Source organism: Staphylococcus sp. CWZ226, assembly GCF_018986355.1.
Classification (GTDB): Bacteria; Bacillota; Bacilli; order Staphylococcales; family Staphylococcaceae; genus Staphylococcus; species Staphylococcus simulans.
In genome coordinates this window covers 169799-192797 of sequence record NZ_JAHMSB010000001.1, presented here as the reverse complement: position 1 = coordinate 192797, position 22999 = coordinate 169799, and the positions used below count along the sequence as shown (strand labels likewise).

The following is a 22999-nucleotide window of genomic DNA, read 5'->3' as shown; positions in this document are numbered from 1 at the left end:
ATGGCACAAATGACAATGGTACAAGCGATTAACAACGCACTTAAAACTGAACTTCAAAACGATGAAAATGTTTTGCTTTTTGGTGAAGACGTTGGTGTTAATGGTGGCGTATTCCGTGTAACGGAAGGTCTGCAAAAAGAATTCGGTGAAGATCGTGTATTCGATACTCCGCTTGCTGAATCAGGTATCGGCGGTTTAGCACTTGGATTAACGGTAGAAGGTTACCGTCCAGTAATGGAAATCCAATTCTTAGGTTTCGTATTCGAAGTATTTGACTCTGTTGCAGGTCAAATTGCACGTACAAGATTCCGTTCAGGTAACACAAAAACTGCACCTGTTACAATCCGTGCGCCATTCGGTGGTGGTGTACACACACCAGAATTACACGCAGATAACTTAGAAGGTATCTTGGCACAATCACCAGGATTAACAGTAGTTATCCCATCTAACCCATATGATGCAAAAGGTTTATTGATTTCTGCAATCAGAAGCAATGACCCAGTTGTATATTTAGAACACATGAAATTATACCGTTCATTCCGTGAAGAAGTTCCTGAAGAGGAATACACAATTGAACTTGGTAAAGCGAACGTTAAAAAAGAAGGCGATGACATCACAATTATCGCTTACGGTGCAATGGTTCAAGAATCATTAAAAGCAGCGGAAGAACTTGAAAAAGATGGTGTATCAGCGGAAGTTATCGACTTACGTACAGTACAACCAATCGATTTCGATACATTAGTAGCTTCAGTTGAAAAAACTGGCCGTGCAGTAGTAGTTCAAGAAGCACAACGTCAAGCTGGCGTAGGTGCACAAGTAGCAGCTGAACTATCTGAGCGCACAATCCTTTCATTAGAAGCTCCGATTGCACGTGTTGCAGCAGCAGATACTGTTTATCCGTTTACTGAAGCGGAAAATGTTTGGTTACCAAACAAAAACGATATCGTCGAATCTGCAAAAGCTACTTTAAACTTCTAATTGTTTAATAGAGCGTGAGTCGGCATATTTAAATGAACTTATGGGTATAGTTGAAGCAACACTTCAGCTTTCCATAAGTCAGACAACCAAATTTGCTCTTGCGATCTCATGTACTTTGCAAGGGCAAATGGTTTGTTATGAAGTAGTAAAAATAAATTGAAGATAGATTTCATTGAAACGAAATCAAGTTTTATGTCAAACTATAAACTAGAACATCAAATTGATTATATTATCAGTAGTTTAATCAAGGCTTATGTACAGACTTGAAGACACTTTTGTTTTAATCAATTGTTTTGTGCTGGTTTATGTGACTTAAATTGACTTTTAGGAGGACAAGAACGTGGCATTTGAATTTAAATTACCCGATATTGGTGAAGGTATCCACGAAGGTGAAATTGTTAAGTGGTTTGTAAAAGCTGGAGACGAAATCCAAGAAGACGATATTCTATGTGAAGTACAAAACGACAAATCTGTTGTAGAAATCCCTTCTCCAGTGAATGGTAAAATCGAAGAAGTTGTTGTAGAAGAAGGAACTGTAGCAGTCGTTGGCGACACAATTATCAAAATTGATTCTCCAGACGCTGAAGAAATGTCATTCAAAGGCGGACACAGTAACGATTCTGCTCAAGAAGAAGATGCAGGCCAAGAAGAAACTAAAGATCAAGCACAATCAGTTTCAGAACAAGATACTTCAAACGTAGCACCAGCTGCTGACGAAGAAGTAGATGAAAACAGAAGAGTTAAAGCAATGCCTTCTGTACGTAAATTTGCACGTGAAAACAATGTAAATATCAAAGCAGTTCAAGGTTCTGGTAAAAACGGCCGTATCACTAAAGCTGACGTTGAAGCTTACTTAAGCGGAGATGCACCAAGTGCAGAAACTAGCGAAGCTCCAGCAACTGAAGCAGCATCACAAGAAACAGCTGCAGCACCAGTATCAGCTGAAGGCGAATACCCAGAAACTCGTGAAAAAATCCCTGCAATGCGTAAAGCGATTGCGAAAGCAATGGTTAACTCTAAACACACTGCGCCTCACGTAACATTAATGGACGAAGTGGAAGTTCAAGCATTATGGGATCACCGTAAGAAATTCAAAGAAATTGCTGCGGAACAAGGTACTAAATTAACATTCTTACCATATGTTGTTAAAGCATTAGTATCAGCACTTAAGAAATACCCAGCATTAAATACTGAATTTGATGATGCAAACGGTGAAGTAGTACACAAACACTACTGGAACATCGGTATCGCTGCAGATACAGACCGCGGTTTATTAGTACCGGTTGTTAAACACGCTGATCGTAAATCAATGTTCGAAATCTCAGATGAAATTAACGAACTTGCTGTTAAAGCACGTGACGGTAAATTGACTTCTGACGAAATGAAAGGTGCATCATGCACAATCAGTAACATCGGTTCAGCAGGCGGCCAATGGTTCACACCAGTAATCAACCACCCAGAAGTTGCTATCTTGGGTATTGGTCGTATTGCACAAAAACCTATTGTTAAGGATGGGGAAATTGTTGCAGCACCTGTATTAGCATTATCATTAAGCTTTGACCACAGACAAATTGACGGAGCTACTGGTCAAAACGCAATGAACCACATCAAACGTTTATTAAATAATCCAGAATTATTATTAATGGAGGGGTAAAACATGGTAGTTGGTGATTTTCCAATTGAAACAGATACTATTGTAATCGGAGCAGGTCCTGGCGGTTATGTTGCCGCAATCCGCGCAGCACAATTAGGTCAAAAAGTGACAATCGTTGAGAAAGGCGAATTAGGCGGTGTATGTCTTAACGTAGGATGTATCCCATCTAAAGCGTTATTACACGTATCACACGTATTCCAAGAGTCTAAAAACTCTGAAGATCTAGGTATCATCGCTAAAGACGTTGAACTTAAATTCGAAAAAGTTCAAGAGTTCAAAAAGTCTGTAGTTAACAAATTAACAGGCGGCGTTGAAGGTCTATTAAAAGGAAACAAAATTGAAATTGTCAAAGGTGAAGCTTACTTCCACGACAAAAACAGCTTACGTGTAATGGACGAAAAAAGCGCTCAAACTTACAACTTCAAACATGCGATTATCGCAACAGGTTCTAGACCGATTGAAATTCCTAATTTCAAATTCGGCGAACGCGTAATCGATTCAACTGGTGCGTTAAACTTACAAGAAGCACCTAAGAAATTAGTTGTTGTAGGTGGCGGTTACATCGGTTCTGAATTAGGTACAGCATTTGCGAACTTCGGTACAGAAGTTACTATCTTAGAAGGCGCTAAAGATATCTTAGGCGGTTTCGAAAAACAATTAACACAACCTGTTAAGAAAAAAATGAAAGAAAAAGGTATGGAAATTGTTACTGAAGCAATGGCTAAATCTGCTGAAGAAACAGAAAACGGCGTTAAAGTAACTTACGAAGCTAAAGGCGAAGAAAAAACAATCGACGCTGATTACGTATTAGTTACAGTAGGTCGTCGTCCAAACACTGATGAAATGGGTCTTGAAGAATTAGGTCTTAAATTCGCAGACCGCGGTTTATTAGAAGTTGACGAACAAAGCCGTACTTCACTTGATAACATCTATGCTATCGGTGATATCGTTCCTGGTTTACCACTTGCTCATAAAGCAAGCTATGAAGGTAAAGTAGCAGCTGAAGCAATCTCTGGTGAAAAATCAGCAGTAGATTACATCGGTATGCCTGCAGTATGCTTCACTGAACCAGAAATCGCAACAGTAGGTCTTTCTGAAGCGCAAGCGAAAGAAGAAGGTTTAGAATATAAAGCTTCTAAATTCCCTTACGCAGCAAACGGCCGTGCGTTATCATTAAACGATACTACTGGTTTCGTTAAATTGATCACACTTAAAGAAGATGACACATTAGTAGGTGCACAAATTGTTGGTGCAGGTGCTTCTGACATCATCTCTGAATTAGGTCTAGCAATTGAAGCTGGTATGAATGCTGAAGATATCGCATTAACAGTACATGCTCACCCAACATTAGGTGAAATGAGCATGGAAGCAGCTGAAAAAGCACTTGGATTACCAATCCACACTATGTAATAACACCCAACATTAGAATAAGCATATAAACTGAAACCGTCGGGCTTTTAAGCTCGGCGGTTTTTTTATCATACATGTTATAATATGGCTGAAATCAAATAGATAGGAGGAATATATATATGGAATATCAATATCCTATTGATGTCGATTGGTCTCAAGAAGAAATGATAGATGTGATTCATTTCTTTAATCGTGTTGAAGATTATTATGAACGTCAAGTCGACAGAGATGACTTTATGAACGCTTATCGTAACTTTAAAAAAGTCGTTCCAGGTAAAGCAGATGAGAAGAATATCTTAGATGATTTTGAAAAAGGCAGCGGCTATAATAGCTATCGTGCGATCAAACGTATCAAAAATGAAACTGAAACTAAAAAATTTAGTGCAAATGATTAAAATTATATTGTAAATCAGGTGCAGTTCTGTTATTTTTAGTAAGCGTTAAACTTAAAGTTTACTAATACTAAACAGAACTGTGCTTTTTTTATGTCATTTTTTAAGCAAGAGAGTGAGGTCATTCATGAATATTGGATTGAAATTACGTAATTTACGTAAAATCAAACAGCTGACACAAGAAGAATTAGCAGAGCGGACAGATTTATCTAAAGGCTATATTTCACAAATAGAAAGCGGACAATCCTCACCAAGTATGGAAACCTTTCTACAATTATTAGAAGTGCTCGGAACATCACCAGAGACTTTTTTTAAAGAAAAAGAAGCTGAGAAGGTGTTGTATCCAAAGGATGAACAAACAGTCTATGACGAATATGATGAAGGTTATATTTTAACGTGGCCGATTGCCCGTTCGAATGAATTTGAAATGGAACCGTTATTTATTCAATTACATCCGCATACTGCATATAAAAATTTTAAACCTTCTGATTCAGATACATTCATATATTGTTTAGAAGGAGAACTGACTTTAACACTTGGAGAACATGTCTATCATGCCAAAGCAGGAGATGCGCTTTATTTTAAAGCACATGATAAACATCAGTTGTCTAATCAAACTGATACAGAAACGAAAGCCATGATGGTGGTTACTGCATCGTACTTATAGGAGGAAAGAACATATGTCGCTATTATCGTTATTAGGAGTGAGTAAACAATACGATGGCAAAACCATCTTAGACGATATCTCTATTGATTTCGAAGAAGGAAAATTTTATACCTTACTAGGTCCTTCGGGATGTGGTAAAACAACCATTTTAAAAATTATTGCAGGTTTTGAACAAGCAGATTCAGGAGACGTATTATACGGAAACCGTAATATCAATGGAATTCCAGCTAATAAACGTCAAGTAAACACAGTCTTTCAAGATTATGCGTTATTCCCACATTTAAATGTGTATGAAAACATTGCTTTTGGTTTGAAATTGAAGAAACTATCAAACAAAGCGATTAAAGCGAAAGTGGCTGAAGCGTTGAAGCTCGTAAAATTAGAAGGTTATGAGCAACGTACGATTGATGAAATGAGTGGTGGACAAAAACAACGTGTGGCGATTGCGCGTGCCATTGTGAATGAACCTAAGATTTTATTGTTAGATGAATCACTATCTGCCCTAGATTTAAAGTTGCGCACAGAAATGCAGTATGAATTACGTGCACTTCAAAAACGTTTAGGCATCACATTTATCTTTGTCACACATGATCAAGAAGAAGCACTAGCCTTAAGTGATTATATTGCGGTTATCAAAGCAGGTAAAATCCAACAATTTGATACACCGATTAATATTTATGATGAACCGGTCAATCGCTTTGTGGCTGACTTTATCGGTGAATCTAATATTATCGAAGGTACGATGGTGCGAGATCGTTTAGTAAATATTTATGATAAAGAAATTGAATGTGTGGATATGGGAATCCCTGAAGGGACTAAAATCGAAGTAGTCATTCGTCCTGAAGATATTTTAATTACAAATCAAACTCAAGGTTTATTTAAAGCAGTTGTGAAGTCTACCTTGTTTAGAGGTGTGCATTATGAAGTCACATGTCAGGACCAAGAAGGTTATGAATGGATGATTCAAACGACAAAGAAAGCGAAGGTTGGAGATACAGTCGGTTTGTATTTTGAACCAGATGCGATTCATATCATGGTGCCAGGTGAAACAGAAGCGGAATTTGATAAACGTATTGAAAGTTATGAGGACTAAACGATGACAAAATTAAATAAATACTTAATGGTTCCTTATATGATTTGGATGGTAGGTTTTATTATCATTCCAGTAATTTTATTAGTATATTTCTCATTTTTAGATAATCAAGGCCATTTCAGTTTGACGAACTATCAACAGATTTTAAGTATGCGTTATGTCAAAATGATGGGGATTTCTATTCTATATGCGGCCATCATTACGCTCGTCACATTGATTATCAGTTATCCAGCAGCCTATTTTATTCGTCAATCTGTACATCAAAACATGTGGATTTTAATATTAATTATTCCGACGTGGATTAATTTACTTCTCAAGACGTATGCATTTATCGGAATTTTGAGTCATGATGGTATTATCAATCAAATATTAAATGTGATGCATCTTCCTCATATGGAACTATTATTTACTGCGTCTGCGTTTATTATCGTTGCGAGTTATATTTATATCCCATTTATGATTTTACCGATTTTCAATAGCATGAAGACGATTCCTGAGAATTTAATTCAAGCGTCTACAGACCTCGGTGCCAATCGTTGGACGACGTTTTTAAAAGTCATTTTACCTTTGACGAAAGAAGGCGTACTCTCTGGAATTCAAGTCACGTTTATTCCAGCTTTGTCACTGTTCATGATTACGCGTTTAATCGCGGGTAACAAAGTGATTAATATCGGGACATCTATTGAAGAACAATTCTTAGTGATTCAAAACTACGGCATGGGTTCAACCATTGCGATTGTTTTAATCTTATTTATGGCGTTCGTGTTAGTCATCACGAAATCAGGCAACGAAGGAGGACGCAGATCATGACATGGTATGGCAAAGTCTATCTTTGGTTATTAGTCATCGGCTTATATGTACCGATTATCTTCTTAATGGTATATTCCTTTAATTCAGGCGGCAATATGATTCATTTTGAAGGCTTCACGTTAGAACATTATCAAAGTTTATTTCAAGATGATCGTTTAATGGCTATCTTATTCAATACGATTGCGGTGGCATTATTAGCTGCAGCCGTGTCTACTGTAATTGGTACGTTTGGTGCTATTGCGCTGTATCATTTACGTCAGAAACGTTTGAAATTGACATTTATGACGTTAAATAATGTGTTATTGGTCTCTTCTGATGTAGTAATAGGAGCGTCATTCTTAATTATGTTTACTGCTATCGGTCATTTTACAGGAATGGGGCTCGGTTTTTGGACGGTATTAATTTCGCATATTGCGTTTTGTATTCCGATTGTAGTCATTATTGTGTTGCCGCAACTTTATGATATGAATCAAAATATGTTTGTGGCTGCGAGAGATTTAGGCGCAACAGAATGGCAGATTTTAAATCGTGTCATGATTCCGAATTTGATGCCTGCGATTATGGCTGGTTTCTTTATGGCGTTGACATACTCATTAGACGACTTTACTGTCAGCTTCTTTGTGACAGGTAATGGTTTTAGTGTGTTATCAGTAGAAATTTATGCGATGGCACGTAAAGGTATCAGTATGGAAATCAATGCGATTTCAACGTTAATCTTTGGCGTTATCATCATTGGTATTATCGGATACTATATGATTCAGCGTTATACAAAACGCCGCTTGTCCTTGAAACGAGGTGTACTGCGATGAAGCGATTTTTACAATTGATTATCGGTGCACTGGTGATAGGAGTTATTTGTTTAGGGATCAGTAAATGGTATGGCAGTGAAGCACATCAAGCATCAGGCAAGAAACTTTATGTGTATAACTGGGGAGAATATATCGACCCAGAGTTAATCGATAAGTTTGAGAAAGAAACTGGCATTCAAGTGATTTATGAAACGTTTGATTCTAACGAAGCGATGGAAGCAAAAATTCGTAATGGTGGTACGCATTATGATGTCGCATTTCCAAGTGAATATACGGTTCAAAAGATGAAAAAGGATGATTTATTAGTTCCTCTAGATCATAGTAAGCTGCCAAACATGAAATATTTAGATAAAAATTACATGAATATGGATTATGATAAACATAATCGTTATTCTATACCTTACTTCTTCGGTACAGTGGGTATACTTTATAATAAAGACGCCTATCCACATGATGATTTTTCAAGTTGGAGAAGTTTATATAATCCGAAGTTTAAAAATGATATCATATTAGTGGATGGTGCGAGGGAAGTGATGGGCTTAAGTTTGAATAAACTTGGCTACAGCTTAAATGAAACGAATCCGAAACGTTTAGATGAAGCGGAAGCGGATTTAGCGCATTTAGCCCCTCAAGTCAAAGGGATTGTCGGTGATGAAGTAACGATGATGTTAGAACAACACGAAGCGAATATTGCAGTCGTATGGAGCGGCACTGCAGCACCGATTGTACAAGAGAATCCTGAATTTGACTATGTCGTCCCAAAAGAAGGCTCTAACTTGTGGTTCGATACGATGGTAATCCCAAAAACAGCACAAAACCAAGCAGGTGCGTATCAGTTTATTAATTTCTTGTTAGACCCAAAAAACAGTAAGCAAAATACTGAATGGGTCGGTTATGCGACGCCGAATGAAGCGGCTAAAAAGCGTTTACCGAAAGAAATTAAAAATGATCAAAGGTTTTATCCTTCAAAAGAAACACAAAGTAGGCTTGAAGTCTATAAAGATTTGGGTAAAGATATTTTAAATGATTATAATGAGCATTTTTTGAATTTCAAAATGTCATTACAATAATATTTTGATTAGTAAGTAGAGTAGGGAGTGTTAATGATGTCTGAAGAACCACAATATACACAAATAAAACGTCCAGTCAGCAGAGTGGCAGAAAAAGTCTTAGGTTGGCTGAACTGGATTGGATTATTGTTATTAACAGTAATTACTATGTTTATTGCGCTTGTGTCATTCAGCAACAATACATCAATTCAAAATCTTGAACAGTCAATCAACAATAATGATTTAGCACAACAAGTGCTCGCAAATAACAGTTTAAATACAACACAATTTGTGATTTGGCTTCAAAACGGTATTTGGGCAGTCATTGTTTATTTAATTGTCTGTTTATTAATTTCATTCTTAGCACTCATTTCTATGAATATCCGAGTGTTATCTGGAATTCTCTTCTTAGTTGCATCTATCATTACATTGCCTTTAGTGTTACTACTCGCAACAATCGTCATACCAGTACTATTCTTCATTGTCGCAATTATGATGTTTGCGCGTAAAGATAGAATAGAAACTGTACCACGTTATGGCGGTGGTTATGTACCATATGAGGGCGGTTATGATGATTATGATAGATATGACCGTGAACCTGTAAGACGTCCACATGGCTATCCAGAAGACGAGAGAACACCACGTTATGAACCTTCTTATGAAAAACGTGATGAGTATGATGACGAAGAAGATGATGTGAAACCATATGTACCGAAAAAAGACAGAGTACAAGAGACACATCAAACAGAAGATACAGAAGAACCTGTACAGTCTGAAAAACCAATCACAAGACGTGAAGATGAAAGTGAACCTGAATTCTTATCACGTCAGGCGAAATATAAACAAAAATCAGAAGAAGAAGTCAGAGAACAACAAGAACAAGATGCATATGAGCGTGAACAAGCGCGTATGCAAGAACCTTCTGATGAGCCTGAAGAAGTAAAATATCGTGATGTTGAACCACGTAAAGGTGAAACGGCTGAAGAGAAAGCAGCACGTAAACGTGAGAAAAAAGAAAGAAAACGTCGTGCGAAAGAAGCACGTAAAAATCGTCCGAGTGCTGTGAATCAACGACGCATGAACTTTGAAGAGCGTCGTTCATTCAACCAAGGTAAATCACCGACAACGCAAGAAACAAAAGAAGATGACATACAGTCAACTGAAGATACACAAGCGCAAGATTCAGATAAAAAATCATAATTTTGATAAACCGAAAGCAATGATTATCGTTGCTTTCGGTTTTTATCTTGGTAAAAAAACCAAAAAATTTTCTATTGCATAGTTGAAATAAATGAAATTTAAATTGATTTATGCATAAATTGAGTGCTTTAAGGGTAGTTACGTTTATAAGACCCGTTAAGCGGCCTTAAAAAAGCGGATGAAGTCAGCGAAGAATATAATGCGACGCTTCAATTTCGCTTAATCAGGAGGGTATTACAATGAATAGAAAAGTAGAAAGAATCATTGGATGGATCGGTGTAGGTCTGACAGTACTCTACATGTTGCTGTTCTTAATCGGTACATTCATGAAGGATGGCATGTTGGCTGACATTCTGTTAAAACAAGGGGATTCCAGTATGTCACCTGAATTCTTGCATCAAACAATGGTCTTCACAACGATTGGTTTGATTGTTGTCGCAATTATCGCAGCAGTGGGTCTTATATTAAGTAAGAAAAACCGCATTGTTGCAGGTATTATCTTAATTGTCGCGGCACTAGTTGGTTTATACTTCTCAAACTTTATCGCATCTATTTTATTCTTTATTGTAGCGATTATGTTGTTTGTTAGAAGAAGCCAAGCTAAACGTGAAGCCAACAAAGAGTACGACAGAAATCATGGCTATTTCGAAGACATTACACGTGATAATGAAAACACAAACAATCATGAAAAAATCAAACCTGAAGGCAAACAGGTAAGAGACAAAGCAGAACATGACAAATTTGATTCAGAAGCTAATCACGAAGCACATTATGAAGAAAATGCGAATGAAAGTGAATTGGCTAAACAACGTAGAAGAGACGATCATGAACGTCCACGCAGACATGATTTAGACGATTTCAAATAATAAAATTAAAAAGCAGCTGCAATCCGTAAAGGGGAAACTTACTGGATTGCAGCTGCTTTATTTTTATTGTATAGCTTTTGTTTACAGTTCTTGGAATGTTTGGATGATTAAATGGATGTTTAATCCGCTTAGGATAACAATTAATGACCATGAAATTATGTTAATCCATAATTTGTTTTTAAATCTTCCCATCAAGTCTTTGTTGTTTGTCGCAAGTTGAAGCGGAATTAAAGTAAATGGCAAAGCAATACTTAAGAATACTTGTGAAAAGACTAAGAGTTGTTCCATCATACTTTCATTACCATGGAAGATAATTAAACAAATGATAACTGGAATAATTGCGATAGAACGTGTGATTAATCGTGTTACCCAGTTTGGTAATTTTAAGTTGATGAAACCTTCCATAACGATTTGACCGGCTAGGGTACCTGTAATCGTTGAGTTTTGACCTGACGCAAGTAAAGCGACTGCGAATAAAGTACTCATTAAACCGCCAAGAGATGCGCCAAGCAACGGTTGTTGTTCTAAGGCTTGATATAAGTCATAGAAACCGCCAAGATTATCTGCATTGCCTGTACCGAAGAATAAACCAGCACCTAGAACAAGTAATAAACAGTTAATCACAAATGCGATAGTCAATTGAATGTTTGAATCAATTGTCGCATATTTAATGGCTTGTGCTTTAGAAGCTTCATCTTTACGATTATATGTTCTTGATTGGACGATAGATGAGTGTAAATAAAGATTATGCGGCATAATCGTTGCACCAACAATACCTAAGGCAATATATAAGGCACCTTGTTGTGTAACGATATGACTGCTAGGTATAAAACCATTTAATACACTGACAACGTCAGGTGAAGCAATATAAACTTCAAAGATGAAGATTGCGAGTACAGTAAAGATTAACGTACCGACGATGGCTTCAATTTTTCTGAAACCGAATTTCATAATAAATAATAAGATAAAGACATCAAGTACTGTGATGATCGCACCGACAAGCAATGGAATTCCGAATAATAGATCAAGCGCAATGGCACTGCCGATAACTTCTGCGATATCTGTCGCAATAATTGCGAGTTCAGCTATGATCCAGAATATAAATGCTAAAGGTTTATTTAAAAAACGTTTTGTGACTTGTGCTAAGTCATGGCCTGATGCGATACCGAGTCTGACTGTCATACTTTGAAGCAACATGGCAGACAAACTTGAAATTAATATTACAAAAAGCAGAATATAACCGTATTTGGCTCCGCCTTGCATGGAGGTAATCCAGTTACCAGGATCCATATAACCTACTGCAACCAGTAAGCCCGGTCCTAAGAATGAAAGGAATTTCTGCTTGATACTGCTGTTTGAATTGAAACTGACAGTATTGTTGATTTCGTCTAAGCTGTCGTTATTATAATTGACCTGTCTTTTAGTCAAGAAGGTCACCCCCACTTCTCTATGTTCTAACAATGGTTTAATAATAAAGTAAAAATAAAATTAGGTCAACCTAATAAAACTGTTTTTTACGTTTAAAATTGTAAGCAACGAGATGTAGGTGAAAAAGAAAAGCTGATTTAAACAAAGTATTATAAGGCAAACTTTGTCTAAATCAGCACGATAATTTTGAATGAATAGTTAAATGCTCGGTATTATGCTATTATGGATAAAACTTTAACAGTTGCTCAAACGTATCTTCTAAATAATCGAGGAATGCTTGATCTGACTTTAACTCAGGTGCATCAGGTGAGAGTGTACGTGCAACAAAGAATTCGCCTTTTTTAAGCTGTTTTGCACGTGACAATGCTTGTTCTAAGTCTTCAGTCGATAGGTCTTGGATCAATGGTTTATCCATTTTGACATGATCTACACAAATACGGTAGTCTGCAGGCAAGTTTTCAATATCTTTGAAGTGATTTTCAAAGACCTCAATGTAATGCGTTTTATTTTTAGCTTCATGCATAACGCCGAACATGACAAAGACTTGTGATTCGTATAAACCGATTTGGAAATGCGGCAGCATTTTATAACCGCGTTTATTCGTAGAGAAAGCGACCCAAGTATCTTTCGGCGGATTTACTGTACGACGTGCATGTTTTGCGATATGCATAAAGAATTCATCTGCTGTATGGGTAGATAAGAAGTCAGCGAAGTGTTCACCCAACTGATGTAGTTTTGGTCTGATGTGTTGTTCGATTTCAGCCATACGTGCTTCTAATCCAGGCACTTCAAAGACTTTAAAGTCTTTAGAAGAAAAAGTATAGTTAGACATGACAAAGCCTCCTGTTGTTATGATTGAAAACATTGTAGCATAATTTTGGCTTGATTTAGAGTAAATGAAATTCTGAAATGATTTAGTTATAATATGATAGAAGGGGTGTTCGTAAATGGCAGTATATGATTTTGCAAAAGGACTTGTAATTGAAGCGGGTAATAATATCCGTAAAATGATGCAGCAAGATATCAATATTGAAACAAAATCCAATCCAAATGATTTGGTGACAAATGTTGATAAAGCAACGGAAGATTTTATTTACAATAACATTATGGAGAATTATCCAGACCACCAATTTATTGGTGAAGAAGGACATGGCAGACCGATGTCTGAAGTTGAACAAAAAGGTATTGTCTGGGTTATAGATCCGATTGACGGCACATTGAACTTTGTGCATCAAAAAGAAAGTTTTGCGATTTCTATCGGTATTTATAATGATGGAGAGCCTTATGCAGGATTTGTTTATGATGTCATGAATGATTTGCTCTATCATGCAAAAGCAGGAGAGGGTGCGTTTGTAAACGAACATCCAATGAAGCCGCTTGAGAATTCGGATTTAAATAAAAGTTTGATTGGAATTAATCCAAATTGGTTAACAAAGCCGGTGATTGGTGTTATATTCAGAAAGGTAGTAGATGAAGCGAGAAGTTGTCGCGCTTATGGTTCTGCAGCCTTAGAAATGATTCATGTTGCGCAAGGAAAATTAGGTGCATATTTAACACCGAGATTACAACCTTGGGATTATGCCGGTGCTTTAATTATTTTAAATGAAGTAGGCGGTAAAGGTACGGATTTATTAGGTAATCCACTTTCACTAAATCAGCCGCACTCTGTATTGGTCGGCAATCAATCCATACATGAGGAAATTTTAACGAAACACATGTTGCCGGAAAAAGAAACTTTTGAGACATTACACAAAAGATATCGATAAAAAATAAAAGGTCGGGACCATCGAAGCTTTTTAAACAAGCAATTGTTCAAAAAGCATCTAGGTACCCAACCTTTTTCTTTTGACTGAAATATATGTGTATTCTTTCTCCTGCAGGGTACTGCAAGGAGTGGAACCCTTTATGTTAAAAATTCATGTAATGATTGGTCAGAACCAATCGTTTTCGCGATATTTTTTCTTAGTTGTAAAGCCGGCACCGAAAATTGCAATTAGGATAATGGCTGTAATCGCCATAAACCAATAATTTTGAGCACCTAAGCTAAAACTGAACAGTACTAAGAAAATGACTGCAAGAACAGAATAAAGCCAAAATATAGCTTTTGATTTTTTTTTCTGCATTCAAACCCCACCTTATTATTCTTTGCTCAATAATATGATATAATAAAAAAGTTGCAAATTGAAGTGGGAATTTACTCAAGAAAGGAAATTTAGTATGACAAATTTAAGAGAAGACGTACGTAACATTGCTATTATTGCTCACGTTGACCATGGTAAAACAACATTAGTTGACGAATTATTAAAACAATCTGGTATTTTCCGTGAGAATGAGCATGTTGATGAACGTGCAATGGATTCTAATGATATTGAAAGAGAACGTGGTATTACAATCTTAGCGAAAAATACTGCAGTTAATTATAAAGGCACTAGAATTAATATTTTAGACACACCAGGTCACGCTGACTTCGGCGGTGAAGTGGAACGTATCATGAAAATGGTAGACGGTGTTGTATTAGTTGTTGATGCCTACGAAGGTACAATGCCTCAAACACGTTTCGTGTTGAAAAAAGCGTTAGAACAAAATTTAAAACCTGTAGTGGTTGTAAATAAAATCGATAAACCTGCAGCACGCCCAGAAGCGGTTGTAGATGAAGTCTTAGACTTATTTATCGAATTAGATGCAAATGATGACCAATTAGAATTCCCAGTTGTATATGCATCAGCTGTAAACGGTACAGCAAGCTTAGAACCAGATAAACAAGATGAAAACATGCAATCATTGTATGAAACAATCTTAGACTATGTACCAGCACCAGTAGATAACCGCGATGAACCTTTACAATTCCAAATCGCGTTACTTGATTACAACGACTATGTAGGTCGTATCGGTATTGGTCGTGTATTCCGCGGTACAATCAAAGTCGGAGATCAAGTTTCATTATTAAAATTAGACGGCAGTGTTAAAAACTTCCGTGTCAGCAAATTATTCGGTTTCTTCGGTTTAAAACGTGAAGAAATTGAAGAAGCACATGCTGGGGATTTAATTGCGGTTTCAGGTATGGAAGATATCAACGTAGGTGAAACAGTAACACCACATGACCATCAAGAAGCATTACCTGTTTTACGTATTGATGAACCAACACTTGAAATGACTTTCCGTGTAAATAACTCACCATTCGCAGGGCGTGAAGGTACGTATGTGACTGCACGTCAAATTCAAGACCGTTTAGATCAACAACTTGAAACAGATGTATCATTAAAAGTAACACCAACTGACCAACCAGATGCTTGGGTTATCGCAGGTCGTGGTGAATTACACTTATCTATCTTAATTGAAAATATGCGTCGTGAAGGTTTTGAATTACAAGTATCTAAACCACAAGTAATCCTTAAAGAAATCGATGGCGTTTTATGTGAACCATTTGAACGCGTACAATGTGAAGTACCTCAAGAAAATGCAGGTTCAGTTATCGAGTCACTTGGACAACGTAAAGGTGAAATGTTAGACATGGTGACTACAGATAATGGTTTAACACGTTTAGTATTCATGGTGCCTGCACGTGGTATGATCGGTTACACAACTGAGTTCATGTCAATGACAAGTGGTTATGGTATCATCAACCACACATTCGAAGAATTCCGTCCACGTATTAAAGGTCGTATCGGCGGACGTCGTAATGGTGTATTAGTTTCTATGGACCAAGGTAAAGCAAGCCAATATGCAATTATTGGTTTAGAAGACCGTGGTACTAACTTCATGGAACCAGGTACTGAAGTATACGAAGGTATGATTGTTGGTGAAAATAACCGAGATAATGACTTAACAGTAAATATCACTAAAACTAAAAACCAAACCAACGTACGTTCAGCTACGAAAGACCAAACCGAAACAATGAAACGTCCACGTATCTTAACACTTGAAGAAGCGTTAGAATTTATCGATGACGATGAATTGTTAGAGGTAACACCTGAAAGTATCCGTATGAGAAAGAAAATTTTAAATAAATCTCAACGTGAAAAAGAAGCAAAACGTATTAAACAATTAATGGCTGAAGACGAGTAATCGTTACAGTTTTAAGATAATGAAGAAGTCTGAATCATAAAGATTCGGGCTTCTTTTTTTATATTTAGGAAGAAAAAAAGACCATGAATCAATCGTCATGGTCTTCTGTTAATATATTGAATTTTTCTTGTGCTTTATAAAAGTTATTACGTTGTTTAGGAACATCTAAACGACTTCTGCAATCTTCGCACATAAATGTGCGCATAGGATGATTGCGCAGCTGTTTGGCTTCCAATGTATTTTCATCCATGAGTACTTCTGTATCACAGATGATACACTGTACTTTTATCAAATTATACCACCTCGATATACGTCACATGTTTGAATTCATGTGAATACCCTTCTTCAGGTATGTACACGAAGCTGTCTACACCGTTGTCATCATATAAACGTTTCCCTTTATCTGCGAATTTAAAGAACAGGTAAGGTAATAAGCTTAACGGTACTTCGATTGAATCTTCATCGTTAGATAGACGAATTGCTGTGGCATCGTCATTTGGTTCAGCATTCTTGAAGAAAGGTGTCATGTTAATCACAAATGTGTCCTCAATCATGGCACGCTTTTTATACTTAATTTCAGAATTCAGGGTTGGAGGATTCGTTTGTCCTTCCAAAATTGCGCGATTCCATTCACGGTTATTTTGGAATTCGACAGGTTTTGTTCCTTCAAAGACGCCTGCTTCTAAATCTTCGATTTTTACTTTACGATCGTCAAAAATCCAAGTTGTACTGTCTAAAGTAATTGGAAATTTAACTTTACCCTTAATTTGTATCATGTTATGCGCTCCCCTTTATAATATCTGAGTCTATGATAACATAGAATAGAGTTACTGATTCGAAATTTACTTGCAATTTAGTTTTGAGTAGGCTAAAATTTTTAATATGACAAACAAATGATAGGGGGAGTATGTCATGACGAAATCGAACACAATCAATAACGCGGCATATGACCAATTAAATAAAGATGCAGATCGCATTCTGCAATTAATTAAAGTACAAATGGACAATTTAACATTGCCGCAATGTCCTTTGTATGAAGAAGTTTTAGATACACAAATGTTTGGCTTACAAAAAGAAGTAGACTTTGCAGCAAACTTAGGCTTGATTGATATCGAACAAGGTAAAGAAATCATGTTGCGTCTTGAAAAAGAATTGTCTAAACTTCATGAAGCATTCACAAACGTTTAATTTCACAGCATCAGATTAAACCGCACAAAGTGGCTGCAGTTCTGTCAGAAGTTGATAGAATGTACAGTCACTTTTTTTATTTCTTTTCAGCATACAGAAATGCTTGCAACACGACTTAAAAATGTGGTTTTATAAAGATATCGTCAAAGTGAAAACAGAATTAAGACATTAAAGTCTTATACAAACTCTAAATATATTTGAAAACACTTCAAATATGAGAATTGGATGATTTTTAAATGAATAACATAAAATCTTTCTTTCGGTATGTCGGAAAGTATGCAAAATATATCGATTATCCGTTAGTGATTACATATATAATGCTGTGTTTGATTGGGTTGATTATGGTTTACAGTGCCAGTATGGTTCCTGCTACTAAAGGGACGTTAACAGGGGGTACACCTGTGTCTGGTACGTATTTTTATACAAGACAGTTAATGTACGTTGTGATGAGTTTTATTATTGTATTTTTTATGGCGTTCTTCATGAACGTTAAATTTTTACAGCAAACACGTGTGCAACAAATTATGATGGCAGGTATTTTCCTTTTGCTATTCTTTACGTTATTAATCGGTAAAAATATCAATGGTTCTAAAAGTTGGATTAACTTAGGGTTTATGAACTTACAAGCTTCAGAGTTGTTGAAAATCGCCATTATACTTTATCTGCCATTCATGATTAATAAAAAGCGTGAGCGCGTACTTGCGAATCCGAAATTAATACTGAATCCGTTATTATTTATCATTGTGTGTATTATCATGGTGCTATTCCAACGTGATGTTGGGCAAACGATGCTGATTATCATTATTTTTATGTCCATTATGCTTTATGCAGGTATTTGGATTAAACCGCTATTAAAATGGGGCGGTATCATATTGGTAGGTGGCAGTATTGCATTAGTACTATTCGCCATTGCAGGTTGGTTACCTGCATACTTAGTTGCCCGTTTTAGAATTATGACAGATCCATTCCATTTTGAATCTGGTACAGGTTACCATATTTCAAACTCCTTAATGGCGATTGGGAATGGGGGATTATTCGGTAAAGGTATCGGCAACAGTGTGTTAAAACTTGGCTATCTGCCAGAACCGCATACAGACTTTATTTTTGCGGTCATATGTGAAGAACTAGGTTTAATCGGAGGCCTATTTGTGATTGGATTATTGTTCTTTATTGTCTATAGAGCTTTCCAGTTAGCTTCTGAAACAAGTTCTTATTTCTATAAACTCGTTTGTGTTGGTATCGCAAGTTATATCGGCAGTCAAACTTTCGTTAACTTAGGTGGTATTTCAGCGTTAATTCCATTAACAGGGGTACCGTTACCATTTATTAGTTTCGGTGGTTCCTCTATGATTAGTTTAAGTATCGCCTTAGGTTTATTATTAATTACTGCGAAACAAATCAAGATGGATAAACAAAAAGCAAAACAAAAACATATTGATATTCCAAGAAGATATTAAATGACAAGACTGAGCGTAAGCACGTTCAGTCTTTTTTTATGTCGATTGAAAGATTTTTAAAAAGACAAACGTTTTTTATTGACGAGTAAGAAATGTTAAGAATAATGGTTAAGCTAAAATGATTGCTTTCAGAAATAAGTATAAATAAAGTTTATGATGTGTTATAAGAAAATATGATATAATACGGATATGCTTCTATATGTCTTATCTATACTAGCACTGTCTAACATGCTTTGGTGGCGTGTTTATAAGCTGCTGAAACAGTATAGTTTGGCTTGAAGTTTACATATCAGAACAGATACATCTACTAACATTAATGTTCGTGTTTTGGTATACTATTATCTACAACAAAGGTTTAGAAAATTCTAATAATTGATTTTTTGGGGGTTGATCACTTGAAGAAGATTAATAAGTTAATGGTAGCAAACCGCGGTGAAATCGCAATTCGTATTTTCCGTGCAGCCACTGAATTAGACATTACAACAGTCGCAATTTATTCAAATGAAGACAAAGGTTCGTTACATAGAAACAAAGCTGATGAATCTTATTTAGTCGGAGAGGATTTAGGTCCTGCTGACAGTTATTTAAATATTGAACGTATTATTGAAGTTGCGAAGAATGCGAATGTTGATGCGATTCATCCAGGTTACGGATTCTTAAGTGAAAATGAAACCTTCGCAAAACGCTGTGAAGAAGAAGGTATTATCTTTATCGGCCCTAAACTTAAACATTTAGATATGTTTGGTGATAAAGTGAAAGCCCGTGCCACAGCAATTGAAGCTGGTTTACCAGTTATTCCGGGTACAGATGGTCCGATTGAGGATTATCATAAAGCTGCAGATTTTGCGAAAGAAGCAGGTTACCCATTGATGATTAAAGCCACTAGCGGTGGCGGCGGTAAAGGTATGCGTATTGTGAATGAGGAGTCTGAACTTGAAGAAGCCTTTACACGTGCGAAATCTGAAGCGCAAAAATCTTTTGGTAACAGTGAAGTTTATATTGAAAAATACATTAATGAACCAAAACATATAGAAGTTCAAATCATGGGTGATGAACACGGTAATATTGTTCACCTTTATGAAAGAGATTGTTCTGTACAACGTCGTCACCAAAAAGTTGTTGAAGTTGCGCCATCAGTAGGTATGGATGAAGGTTTACGTCAACGTATTTGTGACGCAGCATTACAATTAATGAACAATGTGGGCTATGTCAACGCAGGTACAGTTGAGTTCTTAGTATCTGGCAATGAGTTCTTCTTTATTGAAGTTAACCCACGTGTACAAGTAGAACATACAATCACTGAAATGATTACAGGTATCGATATTGTGAAAACACAAATTCTTGTAGCAGATGGTGAATCGTTATTTGACGATGAAATCGGTATTCCGCATCAAGATGATATTCATACATTAGGGTATGCGATTCAATGTCGTATCACAACTGAAGATCCGACAAATGACTTTATGCCGGATACTGGGCACATTATCGCTTATCGTTCTAGTGGTGGTTTCGGTGTACGTTTAGATGCTGGTGATGGATTCCAAGGTGCTGAAATTTCACCATACTATGACTCATTATTAGTGAAATTGTCTACACATGCGCTAACGTTTAAACAAACGATTGAAAAAATGGATCGATCTTTACGTGAGATGCGTATTCGTGGTGTGAAAACGAATATTCCATTCTTAATTAACGTGATTCGCAATAAACAATTCCAAGAAGGCGACTATACAACTAAATTCATCGAAGAAACACCTGAGTTGTTTGAAATTAATCCAACACAAGACCGTGGTACTAAAACATTAGAATACATTGGTAATGTGACAATCAACGGTTTCCCAAGTGTTGAAAAACGTCAAAAACCGGATTTTGAACGTCCACATGTAGACCGTGTACCAAGATCAGAAATCAAACAATTAAGAGGTGCAAAACAACTCTTAGATGAACAAGGTCCTAAAGCTGTAGCGGACTGGTTATTAAAACAAGAAGATGTGTTGATTACAGATACAACATTCCGTGATGCGCATCAATCCTTACTTGCGACACGTGTGCGTACGAAAGATATGTTAGCTATTGCATCACAAACAGCGGAAATCTTACAAGATGCATTCTCACTTGAAATGTGGGGCGGTGCGACATTTGACGTTGCTTATAACTTCTTGAAAGAAAATCCATGGGAACGTCTAGAACAAATGCGTAAAGCCATTCCTAACATTTTATTCCAAATGTTATTACGTGCATCAAACGCAGTAGGTTATAAAAACTATCCTGATAATGTGATTAAGAAATTCGTAAAAGAAAGTGCTGAAGCTGGCGTAGATGTCTTCCGTATTTTCGACTCGTTGAACTGGTTAGACCAAATGAAAGTAGCGAATGAAGCGGTTCAAGAAGCGGGCAAAATCTCTGAAGGTACAATTTGTTATACAGGGGATATTTTAGATCCGCAACGCTCTAATATTTACACATTAGAATACTACGTGAACCTTGCGAAAGAATTGGAAAAAGAAGGTTTCCATATTCTTGCGATTAAAGACATGGCAGGTTTATTAAAACCTAAAGCTGCTTTTGAATTAATCGGAGAATTAAAAGCTGCAGTTGATTTACCAATCCACTTGCATACGCATGATACAAGCGGTAACGGTATTTTAACGTATAAACAAGCTGCAGATGCAGGTGTAGACGTCATTGATACAGCAGTATCATCTATGAGTGGTTTAACAAGTCAACCAAGTGCGAACTCATTGTACTATGCTTTAAATGGCTTTGGTCGTGATGCACGTACAGATATCAATGGTCTTGAACGTTTAGGTCAATATTGGGATACAGTACGTCATTACTATAGTGACTTCGAAAGTGATTTCAAATCACCGAACACAGAAATTTACCAATATGAAATGCCTGGCGGTCAATACTCAAACTTAAACCAACAAGCGAAAAGTTTAGGCTTAGGCAATAGATTCCATGAAGTTAAAGATATGTATCGTCGCGTAAACTTCTTATTTGGAGATATTGTTAAAGTAACACCATCTTCAAAAGTAGTTGGAGATATGGCGTTATACATGGTACAAAATGATTTAACAGAAGAAGATGTCTTAAAAGACGGTTACAAACTCGACTTCCCTGAATCAGTGGTCTCATTCTTCAAAGGTGAAATCGGTCAACCAACAGACGGCTTCAATAAAGAACTTCAAAAAGTTGTGTTGAAAGGTCAAAAACCATTAACAGAACGTCCAGGTGAATACCTTGAAGATATCGACTTTGAAGCGTTACGTGAAGAGCTTCAAGCAAAACAAGAAAAACCTGTCACTGAACAAGATTTAATCAGTTATGCGATTTATCCTAAAGTTTATGAACAATACATCGCTACAAAAGAACAATTCGGTAATGTGTCATTATTAGATACGCCGACATTCTTCTTCGGTATGCGTACAGGTGAAACAGTTGAAGTGGAAATCGATAAAGGTAAAACGTTGATTATCACATTAGAAGCAATTACTGAACCAGATGATAAAGGTGTCAGAACAATCTTCTTCATCATGAACGGTCAAACACGTCAAATTAAAATTCAAGATGAAAATGTGAAAACGAATGCGACAGTAAAACCAAAAGCAGACAAAGCTAACCCTAACCATATCGGTGCACAAATGCCTGGTACAGTGTCAGAAGTTAAAGTTGCAGTGGGTGATCACGTAGAAAGCGGACAAGCACTCTTGATTACTGAAGCAATGAAAATGGAAACAACAGTACAAGCACCATTCAACGGTACAGTAAAACAAGTTACTGTCACAAATGGTGAAGGTATTCAAACAGGCGACTTATTAGTGGAATTAGAAAAAGATGAATAATCGTTAAAATATGCCGGAAGCTGAAACTCCCTTCAGTTTCCGGTATTTCTATTCTTGAGAAGCCTATTTATAGTAAAAGTGATTAAGA

Annotated in this window: 21 protein-coding genes; 16 read left to right on the top strand and 5 right to left on the bottom strand. The window is 36.6% G+C overall.

Features of this window, described 5'->3' with window-relative positions; genetic code table 11:
• The 11 genes from KRR19_RS00925 to KRR19_RS00875 all read left to right on the top strand — a co-directional run bounded on the left by KRR19_RS00925 (position 1) and on the right by KRR19_RS00875 (position 10928).
• Positions 1-978: an alpha-ketoacid dehydrogenase subunit beta gene (locus tag KRR19_RS00925; RefSeq protein ID WP_002480524.1), complete on the top strand. Its 978-nt coding sequence runs from the start codon at positions 1-3 to the stop codon at positions 976-978.
• A gap of 340 nt (positions 979-1318) precedes the next feature.
• The gene (locus KRR19_RS00920) at positions 1319-2632 is read left to right on the top strand and encodes a dihydrolipoamide acetyltransferase family protein (protein WP_216733397.1); all 1314 of its coding nucleotides are present in this window, start codon (positions 1319-1321) and stop codon (positions 2630-2632) included.
• Between the two features lie 3 nt (positions 2633-2635).
• On the top strand, positions 2636-4042 hold the full coding sequence (lpdA, locus tag KRR19_RS00915; RefSeq protein WP_002480526.1) for a dihydrolipoyl dehydrogenase: 1407 nt from the start codon (positions 2636-2638) through the stop codon (positions 4040-4042).
• A 119-nt stretch (positions 4043-4161) separates the two neighbouring features.
• A complete protein-coding gene (locus tag KRR19_RS00910; RefSeq protein ID WP_002480527.1) occupies positions 4162-4437 on the top strand; it encodes a UPF0223 family protein in 276 nt (91 codons plus the stop codon).
• Positions 4438-4561: 124 nt separating this feature from the next.
• On the top strand, positions 4562-5101 hold the full coding sequence (locus KRR19_RS00905; protein WP_002480528.1) for a helix-turn-helix domain-containing protein: 540 nt from the start codon (positions 4562-4564) through the stop codon (positions 5099-5101).
• A 13-nt stretch (positions 5102-5114) separates the two neighbouring features.
• Positions 5115-6194 carry an ABC transporter ATP-binding protein gene (locus KRR19_RS00900; RefSeq protein WP_070863794.1) on the top strand — a complete coding sequence of 360 codons (1080 nt, stop codon included), beginning with the start codon at positions 5115-5117 and terminating at the stop codon, positions 6192-6194.
• Positions 6195-6197: 3 nt separating this feature from the next.
• On the top strand, positions 6198-7004 hold the full coding sequence (locus tag KRR19_RS00895) for an ABC transporter permease (protein ID WP_002480530.1): 807 nt from the start codon (positions 6198-6200) through the stop codon (positions 7002-7004).
• A complete protein-coding gene (locus KRR19_RS00890; RefSeq protein ID WP_002480531.1) occupies positions 7001-7813 on the top strand; it encodes an ABC transporter permease in 813 nt (270 codons plus the stop codon). The genes KRR19_RS00895 and KRR19_RS00890 overlap by 4 nt, the downstream gene beginning before the upstream one ends.
• Positions 7810-8883 carry an ABC transporter substrate-binding protein gene (locus tag KRR19_RS00885; protein ID WP_060803908.1) on the top strand — a complete coding sequence of 358 codons (1074 nt, stop codon included), beginning with the start codon at positions 7810-7812 and terminating at the stop codon, positions 8881-8883. The genes KRR19_RS00890 and KRR19_RS00885 overlap by 4 nt, the downstream gene beginning before the upstream one ends.
• Positions 8884-8919: 36 nt before the next feature.
• Positions 8920-10062, top strand: a complete 1143-nt coding sequence (gene auxB / locus KRR19_RS00880; RefSeq protein WP_156666875.1) for a lipoteichoic acid stability factor AuxB — start codon at positions 8920-8922, stop codon at positions 10060-10062.
• Positions 10063-10301: 239 nt separating this feature from the next.
• Positions 10302-10928, top strand: a complete 627-nt coding sequence (locus KRR19_RS00875; RefSeq protein ID WP_156666874.1) for a DUF4064 domain-containing protein — start codon at positions 10302-10304, stop codon at positions 10926-10928.
• Positions 10929-11009: 81 nt separating this feature from the next.
• On the opposite strand, the gene KRR19_RS00870 is transcribed toward KRR19_RS00875, so the two are convergent.
• Together KRR19_RS00870 and KRR19_RS00865 are read right to left on the bottom strand one after the other, a co-directional pair.
• On the bottom strand, positions 11010-12356 hold the full coding sequence (locus KRR19_RS00870) for an Nramp family divalent metal transporter (protein ID WP_002480535.1): 1347 nt from the start codon (positions 12354-12356) through the stop codon (positions 11010-11012).
• 220 nt (positions 12357-12576) lie between these two features.
• Entirely contained in the window at positions 12577-13188 is a 612-nt protein-coding gene (locus KRR19_RS00865; protein WP_002480536.1) for a YktB family protein, read from the bottom strand.
• Between the two features lie 115 nt (positions 13189-13303).
• Between KRR19_RS00865 and KRR19_RS00860 the strand changes: the two genes are divergently transcribed.
• Positions 13304-14122: an inositol monophosphatase family protein gene (locus KRR19_RS00860; RefSeq protein ID WP_216733396.1), complete on the top strand. Its 819-nt coding sequence runs from the start codon at positions 13304-13306 to the stop codon at positions 14120-14122.
• A 165-nt stretch (positions 14123-14287) separates the two neighbouring features.
• Here KRR19_RS00860 and KRR19_RS00855 read toward each other — a convergent pair whose 3' ends face one another.
• The gene (locus tag KRR19_RS00855) at positions 14288-14479 is read right to left on the bottom strand and encodes a DUF5325 family protein (RefSeq protein ID WP_002480538.1); all 192 of its coding nucleotides are present in this window, start codon (positions 14477-14479) and stop codon (positions 14288-14290) included.
• Between the two features lie 94 nt (positions 14480-14573).
• Here KRR19_RS00855 and typA point away from each other — a divergent pair, with 94 nt between their 5' ends.
• The gene (gene typA / locus KRR19_RS00850; protein WP_023015936.1) at positions 14574-16421 is read left to right on the top strand and encodes a translational GTPase TypA; all 1848 of its coding nucleotides are present in this window, start codon (positions 14574-14576) and stop codon (positions 16419-16421) included.
• A gap of 88 nt (positions 16422-16509) precedes the next feature.
• On the opposite strand, the gene KRR19_RS00845 is transcribed toward typA, so the two are convergent.
• Together KRR19_RS00845 and KRR19_RS00840 are read right to left on the bottom strand one after the other, a co-directional pair.
• Positions 16510-16713: a DUF2197 domain-containing protein gene (locus KRR19_RS00845; RefSeq protein WP_023015935.1), complete on the bottom strand. Its 204-nt coding sequence runs from the start codon at positions 16711-16713 to the stop codon at positions 16510-16512.
• Position 16714: 1 nt separating this feature from the next.
• Positions 16715-17197: a hypothetical protein gene (locus tag KRR19_RS00840; RefSeq protein ID WP_002480541.1), complete on the bottom strand. Its 483-nt coding sequence runs from the start codon at positions 17195-17197 to the stop codon at positions 16715-16717.
• Positions 17198-17333: 136 nt separating this feature from the next.
• Between KRR19_RS00840 and KRR19_RS00835 the strand changes: the two genes are divergently transcribed.
• From KRR19_RS00835 to KRR19_RS00825, 3 genes are all read left to right on the top strand, one after another.
• Positions 17334-17609, top strand: coding sequence for an Fpa/YlaN family protein (locus KRR19_RS00835; protein WP_002480542.1), 276 nt, complete (start codon positions 17334-17336; stop codon positions 17607-17609).
• 236 nt (positions 17610-17845) lie between these two features.
• Complete coding sequence (ftsW, locus tag KRR19_RS00830) at positions 17846-19066, top strand: cell division peptidoglycan polymerase FtsW (RefSeq protein ID WP_002480543.1); 1221 nt, start codon at positions 17846-17848, stop codon at positions 19064-19066.
• Between the two features lie 395 nt (positions 19067-19461).
• On the top strand, positions 19462-22911 hold the full coding sequence (locus KRR19_RS00825; protein ID WP_216733395.1) for a pyruvate carboxylase: 3450 nt from the start codon (positions 19462-19464) through the stop codon (positions 22909-22911).
• The last annotated feature ends 88 nt before the right edge of the window (positions 22912-22999 follow it).